Genomic DNA, 16,884 nt, shown 5'->3' on the forward strand with positions numbered 1-16,884 from the left:
CGAACTCGCCCGCAACTCTTTCGCATCCGAGTCACGCCCCCTCACCGCACCGTCGGCAGGTCGGGGCTCGACACGTCGTACGTCTGCCCGGGCTGGGTGAGCAGCGGCAGGGTGACCGCAGCCTTGCGCTCGGACTTCTCCGTACCGCCCCACACCACGATCCGGCCGTCGAGCAGCGTCACCGAGATATCCGAAATCGACTTCGCGGCAACCTGTCCCACCTGACCGCGCAACTGAGGCGGCATCGACTCCAGCACCTCGATCGCCGCCTCCGTCGACGGGTCGCCCCACCCCGGCGACCCCGTCACCAGACGCGGCACCCCGGGCGGCGGCGGTGCGATCTCGTAGTCCACGGCCTCCGCGTCGAGCAGATGGGTGCCGCCGGGGCTGTCGACGAACACGACGGGCACCCGCTCGGTTACCGTGACCCGGATGGTGGAGGGGTACACCCGCTGGACGCGCGCGGACGCCACCTTCGGGATCGCGGCCACCCGCTGAGCCGCGCCCTCCGTGTCGACACGCAGCAACGGCTGCCCCTGCGGCACCGCCAGCACCTGGCGAATCTGCTCCTCGGAGATCGACGCCGCCCCCGCGACATCAGTCTTCCGCACTGACAGCAGCGGCGTGAACCAGGCGACGAGACCGAGCGCCACGACCACGACGACACCGACGGCGCCCATCACCGCCGGCCTCCGGTACCACGGCCGCCGCGGTGTCTCCGCCACCGCGGACTTCCGTGCCGCCGAAGCCGATTCGCGGGTGCGTCGTGTTCCGGGGTCGGTGACCGTCGAGGTGCGCCGACGCGAGGACGTCCGATCGCTCGCCGTCGCGCGGGCACCGGCCGCGGCCCCCGGCCGCGGACTGCGCTGGACGTCGCGGCGGACAGGGCGGTCCGGCCGCTCGGACCGGCCCCGACGCTCCCGCGTCATCGCGACGGGTGGTGGTGCGGAGCCGCACGCAGAGCGTCGAGGATCTGGTTGCCGAGCATCGTCACGTCACCGGCACCCATGGTGATCACCACGTCCCCGGGGGATGCGAGTGCCGCGACCTGCCGCGGTGCCTGCGACAGGTCGGGCTGGTAGTGCACCGGCTTCGACACCGACAGCGCGACCAGGGCGCCGCTGACGCCCGGGAGAGGTTCTTCCCGCGCGCCGTACACGTCGAGGACCACGACCTCGTCGGCGAGATCCAGGGCGTGCCCGAACTCTTCCGCGAATGTTGCTGTGCGGGAATACAGGTGGGGCTGGAACACCACGATGACCTTCCCGCTGCGCACCGAGTCCTCGGACTCGCGGCGGTCGGCCTCGTGGGGCTGGCGCACCAGATCGGCGGCGGCGCCGAGCACGGCACGCACCTCCGTCGGGTGATGCGCATAGTCGTCGAACACGCGGACCCCGTGCTCGCGGCCGGTGAACTGGAACCGGCGGTGCACTCCCCCGAATCCGGCGATGCCTTCGAGGATCTCGTCCACGTCGGCGCCTGCCTCCCTGGCGGCGAGGAGAGCGGCCAGCGCGTTGAGCGCCATGTGCCTGCCGGGCACACCCATGCGGACCGTCCTCGGCGACTGCTCCCCGGCCAGCTGGAACTGCAGTACTCCGCCGACGTCCCTGGCCTCGAAACTCAGCAGTCGCGCGCCGACCTCGACGCCGTCGACCGAAGCGAAGGCCCCGTCCGCGTCCTCGGCGCTGCCGTATCCCAGCACCCGCACACCGGGCAGCCCCCGCGCCGCCACCCGCTGCGCGAGCGCCGCGGACCCCGGATCGTCGAGACAGGCGACGAGCAGACCGCCAGGCGACAGACGGGCCGCGAAATCGTCGAACACCTGGATGTACGCCTCGGTGCTGCCGAAGTAGTCGAGGTGGTCGGCTTCGACGTTGGTGACGACGACGACGTCCGGTTCGTACTGGAGCAGCGAACCGTCGCTCTCGTCGGCCTCCGCGACGAACACGTCGCCGCTGCCGTGGTGCGCGTTTGTTCCGGCCTCGTTGAGTTCGCCGCCGACCGCGAACGACGGATCGAAACCGCAGTGTTGCAGCGCCACTACCAGCATCGACGTGGTCGACGTCTTGCCGTGGGTGCCGGACACCAGCAGGGTGCGGTGCCCCTGCATCAGCGACGCCAGCACCGCGGGTCGCAGGATCACGGGAATCCCGCGCCGGGCCGCCTCCACCAGTTCCGGGTTGTCCTTCGGGATGGCGGCGTGGGTGGTGACCACGACGGTCGGGCCGCCGGGCAGCAGGTCGAGCGCGCCGGCGTCGTGGCCGATGCGGACCTGCGCGCCGCGGGCACGCAGGGCGAGGACGCCGCGGCTCTCCTTGGCGTCCGATCCGGACACCTGCCCTCCCCTGGCCAGCAGGATCCGCGCAATTCCGGACATTCCGGCGCCGCCGATCCCGACCATGTGGACTCGTTCCAACTCCGCGGGCAGGTCGGTCATCGGGTTCCCCTTGTCAGCGCGGCCACGTCGAGCACGATGCGCGCAACCTCGGTGGCTGCGCTGCGGTGACCTGCGCCGGCCGCGCGTCGTCCCATGTCCTCGAGCTGTGCGGGGTCGCGCAGCAGAGGGATCACGGTCTCCGCGACGAATCCGGCGGACAGGTCTCCGTCGGCGACAATCATTCCACCTCCGGCGGCGACCACCGGTCGCGCGTTCAGTTCCTGCTCCCCGTTGCCGTGGGGCAGCGGCACGTATACCGCGGGAAGTCCCACCGCCGACACCTCCGCCACCGTCATCGCACCCGACCGGCAGATCACCGCGTCCGCGGCCGAATACGCGAGGTCCATCCGCGACAGGTAGGGAACGGCCACGTACGGCGGGCCGCCCGGTGTCGCGGGAACGTCGAGGGTGTTCTTCGGTCCGTGTGCGTGCAGAACGGCCACACCGGCCGCGGCGAGCGACTCCGCCGCGCCCGAGACGGCCTCGTTGAGCGACCGCGCCCCCTGCGAGCCGCCGAAGACGAGCAGCACCGGACCGTCGGTGGGGAGCCCGAAGTGTGCGCGCGCCTCCGCGCGCAGAGCCGCCCGGTCGAGAGCGGTGATCGACGCCCGGACCGGGATCCCGAGGATCTCCGCATCCGAGCGGCCGCGAGCGGAGACTCCGGAACCGGCGACCGCGGCCAGCACCCGGGCGGCGCGGCGGGCACCGATCTTGTTCGCGATCCCGGCGCTGGCGTTCGCCTCGTGCACCACGATCGGAATGCGGCGCCTGCGGCGGAGCAGTCCGGGCCCGGCCGCCAGATATGCGGGCAGCGCGACGTACCCGCCGAACCCGACGACGACGTCGGCGCCGGTCGCGTCGAGCACCTCGCGGGTGCGGCGCACCGACGCGCGCACCCGGCCGGGAAGCCGCAGCAGGTCGAGGGTGGGTTTACGGGGCAGCGGCACCGGTGGAATGAGCTCGAGCGGGTAGCCCCGCTCGGGAACCAGGGTGGTTTCGAGGCCGCGCGCGGTGCCGAGAGCGGTCACCACCGCGGTGTCGTCGATCGCCTTGATCGCATCGGCCACTGCCAGAGCCGGTTCGATGTGCCCGGCGGTACCACCACCGGCCACGATCACCGACAGGGTGGACTTGTCGCCGTTCACCTACGAAATCCTCGCTCTCCTGCTCGGCCACCCGAGCTTCGCTGTTGACGTGCACCTCGTTCGGGGGTGCGGCTCTTGCCGCGTTCGGGGCGGCCCTTCTCGTATGTGACGCTGCGGGTGCGCGGGGCCATCTCGCGACCGGCCCGCCGGCGGGCTTCGGCACGGCGCACCGCCTCGGCGCGTGCCGCGTCGGCCCGCACCGGCGAATACGCCTCCGGCTTGCGGAGGCGCAGAAGGCGACCGAACGGGCCGTCCTGCCCGGAGTGCAGCGCCGCGACCGCCTCCGGTTCGTGCCGCGCCGCGTTGGCGACGAGGCCGAACATGAACAGTGTGGTGGCCGTCGACGTTCCGCCGGCCGATACCAGCGGCAACTGCAGGCCGGTGACGGGCAGCAGCCCGATCACGTACCCCACGTTGATGAATGCCTGTCCGGTGATCCACACCGTCGCCGTTCCGGTAAGCAGGCGCAGGAACGGGTCGGCGGATCGGGCCGCGATGCGCAGGCCCGTGTACACGAACAGTCCGAACAAACCGAGGACGGCGGCGCCGCCGAGGTATCCGAGCTCTTCGCCGATGATCGCGAAGATGAAGTCGTTGTGGGCGTTCGGCAGGTAGCTCCACTTCGCGCGGCTCTGCCCCAGACCTCGCCCGAGGATCCCGCCGTCCGCGAGCGAATACATCGCCTGCCGCGACTGGTACCCGATGCCCTGCGGGTCGGAACCGGGATTGAGGAACTCGCGCACGCGAGCGGAGCGGTAGCCCGCGGTGAGCGCGAGGATCACGATTCCGCCGAAACCGGTGCCGAGGATGGCGACGAACAGTTTCAGCGGCAGGCCCGCGAACCACAGCAGCGCCATCAGGATGATGGCCAGCGAGACCGTCGTGCCGAGGTCGGGCTGCAGGATGATCAGGACGAACGCGACGAGCGCGGCCGGCACCAGCGGAACGAGCATGTCCCGGATACTGGAGATGTCGCTGCGCCGCGACGCCAGGATGTGCGCACCCCACACGGCCAGCGCGATCTTGGTGAGCTCGGCGGGCTGCAACGAGAATCCCGCGACGACGAACCAGCCGCGGGTGCCCTGGGACACGGTGCCGATACCCGGTATGAGGACCAGCACCAGCAGGATGATCGTGACCGCGAAGGCCGGGAACGACAGGGCGCGCATCACCCGGACCGGGATCTGCAGCGCCGCGTAGAACAGGCAGAGCCCGAGAGCCGCGAACAGCGCCTGCCGGGTGAAGAGGGTGTACGCCGAACCGTCGGAGGCGTAGGCCTCGACGCTCGAGGACGACAGCACCATCACCAGGCCGAGGACCGTCAGCAGAAACGCGATGGTGACCACGAGGTGGAACGACGCCAGAGGCCTCGCCAGCCAGGCCCCGATCCGGGTGCGCGGGCCGCGCGGAGGCGCCGTGCGGGTACGGGGACCGGACGGTGCACGCTTCGCCACACCGGGGGCGGCCGCCGTGCGAGCCGGGGACCGCTGTCCCTCGGGGGCGCGTCGGGTGCGGGCTCCGGCGGAGGTCATCGCAGCGTCCTGGAGATGTCCGACGCGTCGAGCCTGCCTACGGCGTCCGTGAAGCTGTCCCCCCGGTGGCCGTAACTGGCGAACATGTCGAGCGATGCCGCCGCGGGCGCCAGGACGACGGAATCCCCTGCCGTTGCCAGCGCCGCCGCCTCACGCACGACGACACCCATCACGGCGTCGCTGTCGGTGTCCGCCGGCAGCACCACCCGGTGCGTCGCGGTCTGCGGGACTGCACTCACACCTGCATCGTCTCCCGTCTCGACAGTGACCACGGGAACCTCGGGGGCGTGTCGCGCAAGGGACTCTGCAATCTGCATCGCATCGCGGCCCAGCAGGACGGCGCCGGCGAGGCGACTAGCCACCTCCCGGACGAGGTCGTCGACCCGCGCCCCCTTCAGCAGACCACCGGCGATCCACACCACCCGCTCGTGGGCGAGGATCGACGGGCGGGCGGCGTGCGGGTTGGTGGCCTTGGAGTCGTCGACGAACGTCACGCCCCCGACCTCGGCGACGAGTGCCGCGCGGTGCGGGCCCACGACGTGGGCGGCCAGACCGGCGGCGACGGCGTCCGGCGGAACTCCGATCGCCCGGGCCAGAGCCGCCGCGGCCAGGGCGTCCATCAGTCCGGCAGGCCCGGGCGGGGTGATCCCCTCGGCCGGGGCCAGCCGCTCGCCGTCCGCGAACGCGCGGTCGACGAGATACCCGTCCTCGACACCCAGTTCGCCCGGCGCCGGCACGCCCAACCGGAAACCCAGGGTCCGGACTGCGGGGGACGAGGAGAACAGGGAGGACGCAACCTCGTCGTCGAGCCCCAGCACCGCGACCTCACCGGTCAGGGCGCGGGCCTTCGCATCGATGTACGGCTGCATCCCGCCGTGCCAGTCCAGATGATCTTCGGCGATGTTGAGGATCGCACCTGCGGTCGGCCGGACCGACGGCGCCCAGTGCAGCTGGAACGACGAGAGTTCGACCGCCAGCGCCTCCGCCCGGGGCTCGGTCTGCCGCAGGGCGTCGAGGACCGGAAGCCCGATGTTGCCGCAGGCCAGACTCGGCAGCTCGGCCGCCTCGAGGATGGACTGCAGCATGGAGGTCGTCGTGGTCTTGCCGTTGGTGCCGGTGACCACCAGCCACCGCCGCGGCGGGCCGTAGAGCCCGGCCCGGTCCACGTGCCACGAGAACTCGATGTCACCCCAGATCGGTACCCCGTCCCCGGCGGCGAGCGAGAGCAGCGGCGCGTCCGGGCGGAACCCCGGGCTCGTCACGACCAGCGCGAACTCGGCGACCCGGTCCCGCTCGGCGAGCAGATCGTCGATCGGGACGGTCGCGGCGCCGAGCCGCGCGCACTCGGCGAGAGCGTCGACGTTCGCGTCGGTCACGGTGACGAGCGCACCGAGGTCACGAAGAGGTTCGATGGTGGCCCGGCCGGAGACACCCGCACCGGCGACGAGGACGCTGCGACCCCGCAACCAGTCGAGCCCGCCGTGTTCCTCTGCCACGTCGTCAGCCCCCGATCGCTGCCAGGTACTCGCTGTAGAACAGCGCGAGCCCGATCGCGGAGGCGATGGCGGCCAGCAACCAGAACCGGATGATCACCGTGGTTTCCGCCCACCCTGCAAGTTCGAAGTGGTGGTGGAACGGAGCCATCCGGAACACTCGTCTTCGGCTCGACCGGAACACGGCGACCTGGATCACGACCGATGCCGCCTCTGCGACGAACAGCGCGCCGATCACGACCATCAGCAGTTCGGTGCGCGTCGTGATCGACAGTCCGGCGAGCATGCCGCCGAGTGCCAGCGAACCGGTGTCACCCATGAAGATCTTGGCGGGCGCCGCGTTCCACCACAGGAATCCGATGCACGCACCCGCACCGGCCGCGCAGATCAGGGCCAGGTCGAGCGGATCGCGGACGTCGTAGCAGCCCTTGCCGGGGCTCGTCTCGCACGCGTTGCGGTACTGCCAGAACGTGATGATCACGTACGCGCCGAGGACCAGGCTCATCGACCCGGCAGCGAGACCGTCGAGGCCGTCGGTCAGATTGACCGCGTTCGACCAGGCGCTCACCAGGAGGTAGCAGAACGCGACGAACACGACGGAGCCCATCGTGACCGTCGCGATGTCACGCACGTACGACAGGTGCTCGCTGCCCGGTGTGAGGTCGTTCGCGCCCCGGAACTGCAGCGCGAGAATGCCGAACGCCACTGCCGCGATGAGCTGTCCGACCAGCTTCGCCGTCTTGTTCAGTCCGAGGTTGCGCTGCTTGCGGATCTTGATGAAGTCGTCGAGGAAGCCGACCCCGCCGAGCGCCGTCGTGAGACCGAGAACCAGCAGTCCCGATGCCGACGGCCCGTCCGCGTTGTAGCCGATGCCGATCAGGTGCGAACCCCAGTAGCCGGCCCACAGTCCGGCGAGGATGGCGACGCCGCCCATCGTCGGGGTGCCGCGCTTCGACTGGTGACTCGCCGGACCTTCGACACGGATCTCCTGGCCGAACCCCTGACGGGAGAAGGCCTTGATGAGAACGGGGGTCAGCAGAATCGAGACGGCCAGCGCGATGCCCGCCGCGAAGAGGATCTGTCTCACCGCGTAGCCTCCGAACCCTTCTGTCCCGTGCTTCCCGCCAACACCGTGTCCGCGACCTCCCACAATCCGATGGACTGCGACGCCTTGACCAGCACCAGGTCACCCGGTGCCAGTTCCGCTTCGAGCAAGGCGACCGCACCGGCGATGTCGGGGACGAGGATCGACTCCTCACCCCACGAACCCTCCATGACCGCACCCTGATGCATGGCGCGGGCGGGCCTGCCGGTTCCCACGATGATCAGCCTGCTCACGTCCAGCCGGACCGCGAATCTGCCGATGGCGTCGTGTTCGACCACTGATTCTGGACCCAGCTCGGCCATTTCTCCGAGCACCGCCCAACTCCGGCGCGCCGCACCCCGGCCCGACCGGGCCATCGACACCAGCGCCTTCAGGGCGGCCCGCATCGAGTCGGGGTTGGCGTTGTACGAATCGTTGACGACAGTCACACCGTCCGGCCGATCGCGGACGTCCATCCGGCGCGCCGAGACCGCGGCGGCACCGGAAAGGGCCTGCGCGATCTGCTCGAGGTCCGCCCCGCATTCGAGTGCCACCGCCGCGGCGGCGAGCGCGTTGCCGACCTGGTGTTCACCGTGCACGGCGAGCTCGACGGCGACACTCCCGGTCGGCGCCGTGAGAGTGAAACGCGCCCTTGCCTTCTCGTCGAGCACGATGTCGGTGGCCCGCACGTGCGCGGACTCCGACCGGCCGACGAGGACCACCCGGGCCGATGTGCGCGGCGCCATGGCTGCCACCAGCGGATCGTCGGCGTTGAGGATCGCGACACCACCCTCGTCCGCCGAGGGCAGCGACTCCGCGAGTTCGCCCTTGGCAGCGGCGATCGCGTCGCGGGAACCGAATTCGCCGAGGTGCGCCGTACCCACGTTGAGGACGACCCCGATCTTCGGGGGTGCGATGTTCGCGAGGGAGGCGATGTGCCCGCGGCCGCGGGCCGACATCTCCAGAACCAGGAATCCCGTGTCCGCGTCCGCACGTAGTGCGGTCCACGGGTGGCCGAGTTCGTTGTTGAACGATCCGGGTGGCGCGACGACAGGACCGAGGGGGCGCAGGACGGCGGCGAGCAGATCCTTGGTCGACGTCTTTCCCGCCGATCCGGTGACGCCGACGACGGTGAGCCCCTTCGCGGTGAGGCCGTCGACGGAGGCGCGCGCGAGCTTCGCGAGGGCTGCGAGCACGGCGGCGCCCGATCCGTCGGTGTCGTGTTCGAGTGCCATCGCCTTGCTCGGGACGTCGCTCGGCGTCGGGGTGACGACGATCGCGGGGACACCGACCGGGCGCGCGGCCAGGACGGCGACCGCACCGGCCTCGACCGCCGAGGCCGCGTGATCGTGGCCGTCCACGTGGGCGCCGGGCAGGGCGAGGAACAGCCCGCCGGCGGTGACCTTCCGCGAGTCGAACTCGACCGTTCCCGTCACCTCGGCCGACGGATCGGCGACGTCGTGCAGTTCGCCGCCCACGATCTCGGCGATGCGAGCGAGTGTCATCGGGATCATCGCGTTCCTCCGACCTGTCGCTCGATCGCGTCGCCCAGTACGTCGCGGTCGTCAAATGGGTACTTCACCCCGTGTATCTCCTGACCGATCTCGTGTCCCTTGCCTGCGACCAAAACCACGTCGCCTGCCTGCGCCCAGCCGACGGCGTCGGCGATCGCCTTCGCTCGGTCCGCTACTTCCCACACCTGTCCCCGCTCGGATTCGGGCACTCCGAGAGCGCCCTCGCGGACCGCGGCCCTGATCTTCGCCGGGTCCTCGCTGCGGGGGTTGTCGTCCGTGATGATCAGCAGGTCGGCACCACGCGCGGCCGCGGCACCCATCAGCGGCCGCTTGCCTGCGTCGCGATCGCCGCCCGCACCCACGACAACGGCGACGCGACCGCGTACCTGCTCGCGCAGCGTCGCGATCACGGCCTCGACCGCTGCGGGTTTGTGGGCGTAGTCGACGACGGCGAGGAAGTCCTGTCCCCGGTCGATCCGCTGCACCCGGCCCGGCACGTCGACGCCGGCGATGCCCTCGACGGCGTCGCGCGGATCGACACCCAGCGCCGCGCACAGCGCGACGGCGAGCGAAGCGTTGGCGACGTTGTACTGCCCCGGCAGACGGAGCTCCACGTCGAGTGTCGTGCCCTCGGCCGTGGTGAGCGCGAAGGTCTGCGAGCCCGAGGGCGACACCGTCGCCGGGCCTGCCGTCCACACCGCGCCCTCGCTGTCCGGTGTGGTCGCGACTGTCGTCACGATCGAATGCGCACCGCGGGCGACGTCGGCCATCCGCTGTCCCCACACGTCGTCGATGCAGATGACGGCGTGCTGGGCGTGCACGGACGAATCGGCCGCGAAGAGCCGCGCCTTCGCGGCGAAGTAGTCCTCGAAGTCGCGGTGGAAGTCCAGGTGGTCCTGGGAGAGGTTCGTGAACGCGCCCACATCGAAGCGGACTCCGTCGACGCGGCCGAGCGACAGCGCGTGGCTGGACACCTCCATCACGACGGTGTCGATCCCCTGCTCGAGCATCACGGCGAACAGGGCGTGGAGCTGCGGCGCCTCGGGGGTCGTCAGTGCGCTCGGCACCCGGCGGCCTCTCATCCGGGTCTCGATGGTGCCCACGAGACCGGTCGTCCGCCCCGCGGCGGTGAGCGCGGCTTCGACGAGATACGAGGTCGTCGTCTTACCCGATGTCCCGGTGATACCGATGACCTGCATCTTCTCGGAGGGCCGGCCGTAGATGGTTGCCGACAGCTCACCGAGGACGCCGCGTGGGTCGTCGTGGACGAGCACCGGCATGTCCGAGCCCAGTGCGGACACCAGCGCGAATCCGGCCTCGTCGGTGAGGATCGCGGTCGCGCCCCGTGCGAGAGCGTCGGCGGCGAATTCCGCGCCGTGCGCGCGGGCCCCGGGAAGGGCCGCGAACAGATCGCCCTCGACGATCCCCTGGGCGCGGAGATCCACCCCGGTGACGATGACGTGCTCGGCGGTTCCCGTGGGTGCCTCGACCCTCGCTCCGGCGAGCGCTGCCAGAGCGCTCACCGTGGTACGGACCGGCTGGGCGGGGCGAAGACTGTCTGTGACCTTCACCTCCACTGACGCCGACTGCGGGCGGGACGGAACAGGCACCGGGCTCCTCTCGGATGTCGACTCTCACTGACAACGGCTTAGTGCACGGATCGATACAGCGTGCTACCTCGGCAGTTCCCTGCGTCCACGGAAAAGTCCGTGTCCACTGAACGGCCGACGTGTCAGATTACCGCGAGTGCTCTCGGAACCCGATTCGGCCGACCTTCGCTCAATCGGCCTGCAGCACCAGCCTGCGTCCGGGGTCCGGGGACATCGGCACGCTGTCGCGCTGCAGCATCCAGGACGCGATGTTGTGGAACAGCGGCGCGGCGGACTGGCCGCCGGAACCGTCCGCGCTGCGTGTCGGCGCGTTGAGCATGATTCCGACGACGTACCTCGGGTTGTCGGCCGGGGCGATCCCGGCGAACGTGATCCAGTAGTTCGAGTTCGAGTAGCACTTGCAGGCGGGATCGACCTGCTGGGCGGTGCCCGTCTTACCGCTGATCTGATACCCGTCGACGGCGGCCTGCACCCCGGTACCCCGCTGGTTGCCCGTGTCGTTCTGGGTGACGGACCGGAACATGTCGCGGACGGTGGACGCGGTCTGCGGGCTGACCACCGTCACCTCGTCGGGCGCCTCGGTCTCCGTCCGGTTCCCGGCCGCGTCGACGGTCGCCTTGACGATGCGAGGCGGGATGCGAACGCCGTCGTTGGCGATCGCCTGGTACATGCCGGTCATCTGCAGCAGCGTCATCGACAGGCCCTGACCGATCGGCAGGTTCGCGAACGTGCCCCCCGACCACTGGTCGCGGCTGGGGACGCTGCCCGCGCTCTCACCGGGTAGTCCGACGTCGGTGCGCTGGCCGAGACCGAACCTGGACAGCATGTCCGCGTAGCGGTCCTCCCCCACCCGCTGGGCGAGCATCAGGGTGCCCACGTTCGACGACTTCCCGAACACGCCCGTGGCCGTGTACGGGGCGACCCCGTGGTCCCACGCGTCCTTCACCGACACACCCGACATCTGAATGTTGCCGGGAACCTCGAGAACTTCGTCCGGTGTGGTCAGGCCGTACTCGATCGCGGCAGCCGCGGTGACGATCTTGTTGACGGAGCCCGGTTCGAACGGCGTGCTCACCGACAGGTTGCCCATCTCCACGGTCCGCGGATTGTTGCCCACCCCGATCGCCGGGTTGAACGTGCTGTCGTTCGACATCGCGAGCACCTCACCGGTGTGGGAGTCGAGCACGACCGCCGACGCGTCCTTCGCACCGGACTTGTCCTTGGCCATCTGCACCTGCTGCTGAACGTAGTACTGCAGGTCGGAGTCGATGGTGAGCTCGACGCTCGACCCGTCCACCGCCGGTTGCTTGTCACGCCAGCTGCCGGGAATCACCGCGCCGTCGGAGCCCCGGTCGTAGGTCTGGGACCCGTCGGTGCCCGCGAGGGTGGAGTCGAGGGAGTCCTCGAGACCGAGCAGTCCGTGACCGTCCCAGCCGGTGGCGCCGACGAGGTTGGCGGCTAGGGATCCGCCTGGGTACTCGCGGATGTCCTGGCGTTCGAGTCCGACCTCCGGGAACTTGTCGCTGATCTGCGCCGCGATGTTGGGGTCGACGCTGCGCGCGAGATAGACGAACGTGTCGTCGCCGTGCAGTTTCTCCTTCAGATCCTTCTCGGGTGCGGCGTCGCCGAGCCGGTCGTGGATCTCCTTCGCGATCGCGTCGAGACGGGAGTCGACGTCGGGGGCGGTGTCGCTCTTGGCCTTCGCCTCCTCGAGTTCCTTCCGCACCCGTGCGGGCTGGAACGTCAGGGCCTTCGCTTCCATCGTGAATGCGATGGGGTTGGAGTTGCGGTCGGTGATCGACCCGCGCAGAGCGGGATCCACCTCGGTGGTGGTGCGCTGGTTCGCCGCTTCCGCGGACAGTTGTGGTGCGTCGATGACCTGGATCCACAGAAGCTGCACTGCGGCAAGGCCGAGCGCCAAGAACATCACCAGGCGTCCGTACCGTTGCCTGAACGGAAAGGACGCCGAACCGGCGCCCTTGGGGCGCCGGGGACGACTTCTCGGTGCGCTTCGATTCACCGGCGACCGCCGGATGGTGGAGCAGTCGTCGGAGCGGTGGTCGAGGGGATCACGGGAACCAATTGTTCACCCTGAGCTTGGATCTCCGTGCCATTGCCGGGCTGCGGCGTGGCGCGCGGCGCCTGCGTCGTCGTCCCGCGGTTGGGGGCGGTCGCGACGGCGTTGCCCCGCTGGGTGGGCGGGACGGCGACGTCGAGCGGCGGAACGGGTGCACCCGACGCCGGGGCCGGCTTTCCGACGACCTCGACGCTGCCGTCGGGGTGGACGACGAGGCGAGCGGGATCATTGGCGGGCACCATGCCGAGCTTGGCCGCTTCCTCCGCCAGTTTCGGGGCAGAGTTGGCGGTCTCGACGTCACGCTGCAGCGCCGCCTTCTCCTCCGCGAGCGACTGGTTGTGAGCGCGGGCGGCGCTCAGCTGGTACGAGTCCTCGGCGGAGCGGGTGGTCAGCAGCAGTGTCATGGCCAGACCCATGGCGAGCAGAACGAGGATCGTCGCCACGAACGGGATGCGGGCGGTGAGCGTACCGGCGCGGTTCTTGCCGGAGACGGCGATCGCGGATCCACTGTGCACGGCCGCACGCTGGGTGCGCTTCTTGTACGCCCGCTCAGCCGCGCCCGTCCGGTTGGCCCCCCGCGCGGGCCGCATTTCGGTGGAACTCACCTGAACCGTCATGCCGCCGACCTCCTGGCAATTCTTTCTGCAGCGCGCAAACGCACCGGGGCTGATCGTGGGTTCTCTTCGACTTCCTGTTCGGACGCCCGCTCCGCCCCTCGTGTGAGGATCCGGAACTCCGGTCCCATCCCCGGTAGTTCGACAGGAAGCCCCTCGGGGCTCTTCGACTTCGACCTGGGAGTGATTTCCTGCTTGACGACCCGGTCTTCGAGGGATTGGTACGACATGAACACGACGCGTCCCCCGACGGTCAACGCGTCGAGTGCAGCCGGGACCGCGGCGCGCAGTGAATCGAGCTCGCCGTTGACCTCCACTCGAAGGGCCTGGAACGTCCGCTTGGCGGGATGTCCCCCGGTACGGCGGGTCGCCGCAGGAATGGAGCGGTACAACAGTTCGACCAGTGCTGCGCTGGTGGTGAACGGCTCCTTCGCGCGCTGCCGGACGATCTCCGACGCGATCTTGCCCGCGAAGCGCTCCTCGCCGTACGTGCTGAGGATGCGAGCGAGATCTCCGTGGCTGTACGTGTTGAGGACCTCGGCCGCGGTGATGCCGGTGGTCGGGTCCATCCGCATGTCGAGGGGCGCGTCGATCGAATACGCGAACCCCCGATCCGATTCGTCGAGCTGCATCGAGGAGACGCCGAGGTCGAAGAGGATCCCGTGCACGGACTCCTGCGCGGGCAGCCCCGCTTGGTCGAGCGCGTCCTCGATGCCGTCGTAGCGGGTGTGCACGAACGTGATGCGATCGGCGAAGGGCGCGAGCCGGCCGCCGGCGATCTCGAGCGCGTGCGGATCACGGTCGAGGGCGATGAGCCTCAGCTGGGGGTAGGTCCGCAGGAAGTGCTCGGAGTGTCCGCCGAGACCGAGGGTCGCGTCGATCATGACGGCTCCCCCGCCCTGCGGGTCGTTCACGGTGAGGGCGGGGCCCAGCAGTTCGTCGGCGCGGTGAAGCAGAACCGGAATGTGACCGAAACCATCGGTGGGCGAGGAATCTTCCCCCTCGTGATCCACCATGATCCCTCCGGCTCCTGCTCTGTGGTGCGGGTGAAGTGCCCGATGCCGGGGTTCACTGCTCGAACTTCTCTTGTCGGCCAGTTGCCGTGGCGAATGCTTCGAGGTCCCTGCCCGAAATGAAAACCTGGCGCTGGGGAAGTGCGTCAGGGTTCCGTCGGACAGAGGCCTCGCGGCATTCGCGGGGACGCTGCCACGCTCAGACGATCTCGCCGAGCGCGACTCCTGTTGCCTGCGAGTAGTTCTCCTCGTTCGCCTCGACGTAGGTCTGCCAGGCTTGCGCATCCCAGATTTCGAGGAAATCGACCGAACCGATCACTACGCAGTCCTTGGAGAGACCCGCGTAACGACGGTGATCTGCCGAGAGGGTGATGCGCCCCTGGGCATCTGCGTGCTGCTCGTCGGTACCTGCCGCCAGCCCACGAACGAAGGCTCGCGCCTCCGGATCGCTTCTCGACGCGGCCGCGGCCTTGCGTGCGAGTGCCGTGAACTCTTCCCGGGGATACACCGCGAGGCTGTGATCCTGACCCTTGGTGACCATCAACCCTCCCGCCAGCGCATCCCGGAACTTTGCGGGCAACGTGAGCCGCCCCTTCTCGTCGAGCTTCGGCGTGTAGGTACCGAGAAACACTCGACACCTCCCACCGCGTTCATATCGAACGCCGTATGCCCGGGCGGTTCACCTTCGCTCCCCGCTGCGCACCACAGTACCCCACTTTCCCCCACTCACAAGGTGGATAACGGCGTGTTGTTCACCAATTTGCCCGATACTTGCTGGTCAACGCTCATTGCGGATGGTGGGGGAAAATTCCCGACGTGATCACCGACACGAGCAGAGCCGATCAGGCTCGGCCCCACAACGGCGCAGGATGGCGCAAAAGCCCAGGTGAAAGCACACCGCGAGGGGGCGGCACCCCTGCCTCGCGGTTCATCGCGGAGCGGAGGGGGGAAAGTGGGGAAACAGGGTGGGTGAGGGTGGGGAATCGTGGGCGGGACGGTTCACTGGCCCCACCGGATCGACCCCCGCCTACGCACCCGGCGATCCTGGACCGAGCCCCGACACAGCAGTGGCGGCGTGGCATCACATGCCACGCCGCCACTGGGCTGCTGAGCGGGTAGTACTACTCCTGCTCGAATCTCTTCTTGAAGCGGTCTTCCATTCGCGACGAGAATCCGCCACTCTTGCGCCCGCTTCGGGGCTTACCGCGATCGGCACGGCCGGTCTCACCTTGCGTGGTCGAGCCACCACGTGAGGACTGTCCGGACTTGCTCTTACCTCCACCCCACAGGAGGAGGACTCCGGCACCGAACATGACGATGAAGCCGATCAGGCTGATGACGGGAAAACCGCCAGGCTTGATCGGAAGGGCGACGCCGGCGATGAGCAGGACCAGCCCCAGAACGAACAGGGCCACCGCCTGCAATCGACGACGACTCGATGCCGCACGCATGCGACCGCCTCGCACAGTGGAGGCGAACTTGGGATCCTCGGCGTAGAGAGCGCTCTCGATCTGGTCGAGCATGCGCTGCTCGTGCTCGGAGAGTGGCACGGTACCTCCCCCGGCACTGGGTGTTGGCCACCGCCTCACGGTGCGAGACGGTGGGTAACCGACTTTGGCGGCTACCTAGATTTAATAATACGAGCAGTTCGATCCCCGTACCACCTACTCCACGTACGAGTTCCCCACCAACCTTACGGACTCCCACACCGAACCCCGTCCGGGGCACCGCAATGTCGCGGACGCCTCACCGTTTTCCCGCCGTTTCCGGGCCCGCCGCCGATTAGGACGCCCGCAGATCGAGACCTGCGCCACGTCCGATGCGATCTTCGACGGCCTGGAGAAAGCGTCCGACCTCGACGAAGAACTCGTCGGCCTCGAGATCGGTGAGGGTTCGCGACATTCCCGCCTCGATCGCGGCACGGGTGGCCGAGTGCCCGGCGAAGTAGTCGGCCCAGTTCACGAATTCGGGCGCCGCGTCGGCCATGAGAACCCAGGCGTTACGCGTTCGTGTCCGTCTGCGCCCCGCCGCAGGCCCCTCGACGGCGGCCAGCACTGCGCCCGCCCCGCGGAGCGCGGCCAGATACGCGCTGTGGAATCGATCCGCCGGCCCACCGGCACCCACCGATTGGGCGAGGAGCGCGTCGGCGCGATCGAGCAGCACCGAACCCCGCCTGGAGCCCGGGTGGCGTACGTCACCCGGTCGGCGTGAGTTCCCAGAGGTCGGTCCCGTGACCGGGTTCGTCATCACTTCGCCTCCAAAACCCCGGTGCAACCACCCCGCCGGGCGTAGTCAGGTCGTGAGTTCGGGGGCCGGCGATGCTCGCTTCCCTCGAGCATCGCCGGATCCCCGCTATCGAACATCT

Annotated in this window: 14 protein-coding genes; all 14 read right to left on the bottom strand. The window is 69.5% G+C overall.

Annotated features, from left to right (window positions below):
• Nucleotides 1-41 precede the first annotated feature (41 nt).
• Nucleotides 42-929 carry a cell division protein FtsQ/DivIB gene (locus PSR88_RS05510; protein ID WP_009473735.1) on the bottom strand — a complete coding sequence of 296 codons (888 nt, stop codon included), beginning with the start codon at nucleotides 927-929 and terminating at the stop codon, nucleotides 42-44.
• Nucleotides 926-2,437: a UDP-N-acetylmuramate--L-alanine ligase gene (gene murC / locus PSR88_RS05515; protein WP_009473736.1), complete on the bottom strand. Its 1,512-nt coding sequence runs from the start codon at nucleotides 2,435-2,437 to the stop codon at nucleotides 926-928. The genes PSR88_RS05510 and murC overlap by 4 nt, the downstream gene beginning before the upstream one ends.
• Nucleotides 2,434-3,582 carry an undecaprenyldiphospho-muramoylpentapeptide beta-N-acetylglucosaminyltransferase gene (murG, locus tag PSR88_RS05520; protein WP_016880051.1) on the bottom strand — a complete coding sequence of 383 codons (1,149 nt, stop codon included), beginning with the start codon at nucleotides 3,580-3,582 and terminating at the stop codon, nucleotides 2,434-2,436. Before murG ends, murC begins: the two co-directional genes overlap by 4 nt.
• Nucleotides 3,579-5,114 carry a putative lipid II flippase FtsW gene (gene ftsW, locus PSR88_RS05525; protein WP_016880050.1) on the bottom strand — a complete coding sequence of 512 codons (1,536 nt, stop codon included), beginning with the start codon at nucleotides 5,112-5,114 and terminating at the stop codon, nucleotides 3,579-3,581. Before ftsW ends, murG begins: the two co-directional genes overlap by 4 nt.
• Nucleotides 5,111-6,610 (bottom strand): UDP-N-acetylmuramoyl-L-alanine--D-glutamate ligase, encoded by a 1,500-nt coding sequence (murD, locus tag PSR88_RS05530; protein ID WP_016880049.1) that lies wholly within the window; start codon nucleotides 6,608-6,610, stop codon nucleotides 5,111-5,113. The genes ftsW and murD overlap by 4 nt, the downstream gene beginning before the upstream one ends.
• 4 nt (nucleotides 6,611-6,614) lie before the next feature.
• Nucleotides 6,615-7,694, bottom strand: coding sequence for a phospho-N-acetylmuramoyl-pentapeptide-transferase (gene mraY, locus PSR88_RS05535; RefSeq protein WP_005247625.1), 1,080 nt, complete (start codon nucleotides 7,692-7,694; stop codon nucleotides 6,615-6,617).
• Complete coding sequence (locus PSR88_RS05540) at nucleotides 7,691-9,205, bottom strand: UDP-N-acetylmuramoyl-tripeptide--D-alanyl-D-alanine ligase (protein ID WP_016880048.1); 1,515 nt, start codon at nucleotides 9,203-9,205, stop codon at nucleotides 7,691-7,693. The genes mraY and PSR88_RS05540 overlap by 4 nt, the downstream gene beginning before the upstream one ends.
• A complete protein-coding gene (locus PSR88_RS05545) occupies nucleotides 9,202-10,815 on the bottom strand; it encodes a UDP-N-acetylmuramoyl-L-alanyl-D-glutamate--2,6-diaminopimelate ligase (RefSeq protein ID WP_011594227.1) in 1,614 nt (537 codons plus the stop codon). Before PSR88_RS05545 ends, PSR88_RS05540 begins: the two co-directional genes overlap by 4 nt.
• 169 nt (nucleotides 10,816-10,984) lie before the next feature.
• The gene (locus PSR88_RS05550) at nucleotides 10,985-12,835 is read right to left on the bottom strand and encodes a peptidoglycan D,D-transpeptidase FtsI family protein (RefSeq protein WP_011594228.1); all 1,851 of its coding nucleotides are present in this window, start codon (nucleotides 12,833-12,835) and stop codon (nucleotides 10,985-10,987) included.
• Nucleotides 12,832-13,509, bottom strand: a complete 678-nt coding sequence (locus PSR88_RS05555) for a hypothetical protein (protein ID WP_009473743.1) — start codon at nucleotides 13,507-13,509, stop codon at nucleotides 12,832-12,834. Before PSR88_RS05555 ends, PSR88_RS05550 begins: the two co-directional genes overlap by 4 nt.
• The gene (rsmH, locus tag PSR88_RS05560; protein ID WP_009473744.1) at nucleotides 13,506-14,522 is read right to left on the bottom strand and encodes a 16S rRNA (cytosine(1402)-N(4))-methyltransferase RsmH; all 1,017 of its coding nucleotides are present in this window, start codon (nucleotides 14,520-14,522) and stop codon (nucleotides 13,506-13,508) included. The genes PSR88_RS05555 and rsmH overlap by 4 nt, the downstream gene beginning before the upstream one ends.
• Nucleotides 14,523-14,718: 196 nt before the next feature.
• Nucleotides 14,719-15,150, bottom strand: a complete 432-nt coding sequence (gene mraZ, locus PSR88_RS05565) for a division/cell wall cluster transcriptional repressor MraZ (protein ID WP_011594229.1) — start codon at nucleotides 15,148-15,150, stop codon at nucleotides 14,719-14,721.
• A gap of 490 nt (nucleotides 15,151-15,640) precedes the next feature.
• Nucleotides 15,641-16,069: a DUF3040 domain-containing protein gene (locus PSR88_RS05570; protein ID WP_009473745.1), complete on the bottom strand. Its 429-nt coding sequence runs from the start codon at nucleotides 16,067-16,069 to the stop codon at nucleotides 15,641-15,643.
• Between the two features lie 232 nt (nucleotides 16,070-16,301).
• On the bottom strand, nucleotides 16,302-16,682 hold the full coding sequence (locus PSR88_RS05575) for an SAV_6107 family HEPN domain-containing protein (RefSeq protein WP_016880047.1): 381 nt from the start codon (nucleotides 16,680-16,682) through the stop codon (nucleotides 16,302-16,304).
• Between the last annotated feature and the right edge of the window lie 202 nt (nucleotides 16,683-16,884).

It is taken from the genome of Rhodococcus sp. DK176, from assembly GCF_038447315.2.
Taxonomy (GTDB): domain Bacteria; phylum Actinomycetota; class Actinomycetes; order Mycobacteriales; family Mycobacteriaceae; genus Rhodococcus_F; species Rhodococcus_F jostii_A.

Excerpts from the sequence above, each read along its gene's own strand:
- PSR88_RS05510 (WP_009473735.1), bottom strand. The coding sequence starts at position 929 with ATGACGCGGGAGCGTCGGGGCCGGTCCGAGCGGCCGGACCGCCCTGTC.
- PSR88_RS05540 (WP_016880048.1), bottom strand. The coding sequence starts at position 9,205 with ATGATCCCGATGACACTCGCTCGCATCGCCGAGATCGTGGGCGGCGAA.
- ftsW (WP_016880050.1), bottom strand. The coding sequence starts at position 5,114 with ATGACCTCCGCCGGAGCCCGCACCCGACGCGCCCCCGAGGGACAGCGG.
- murC (WP_009473736.1), bottom strand. The coding sequence starts at position 2,437 with ATGACCGACCTGCCCGCGGAGTTGGAACGAGTCCACATGGTCGGGATC.
- rsmH (WP_009473744.1), bottom strand. The coding sequence starts at position 14,522 with ATGGTGGATCACGAGGGGGAAGATTCCTCGCCCACCGATGGTTTCGGT.
- PSR88_RS05555 (WP_009473743.1), bottom strand. The coding sequence starts at position 13,509 with ATGACGGTTCAGGTGAGTTCCACCGAAATGCGGCCCGCGCGGGGGGCC.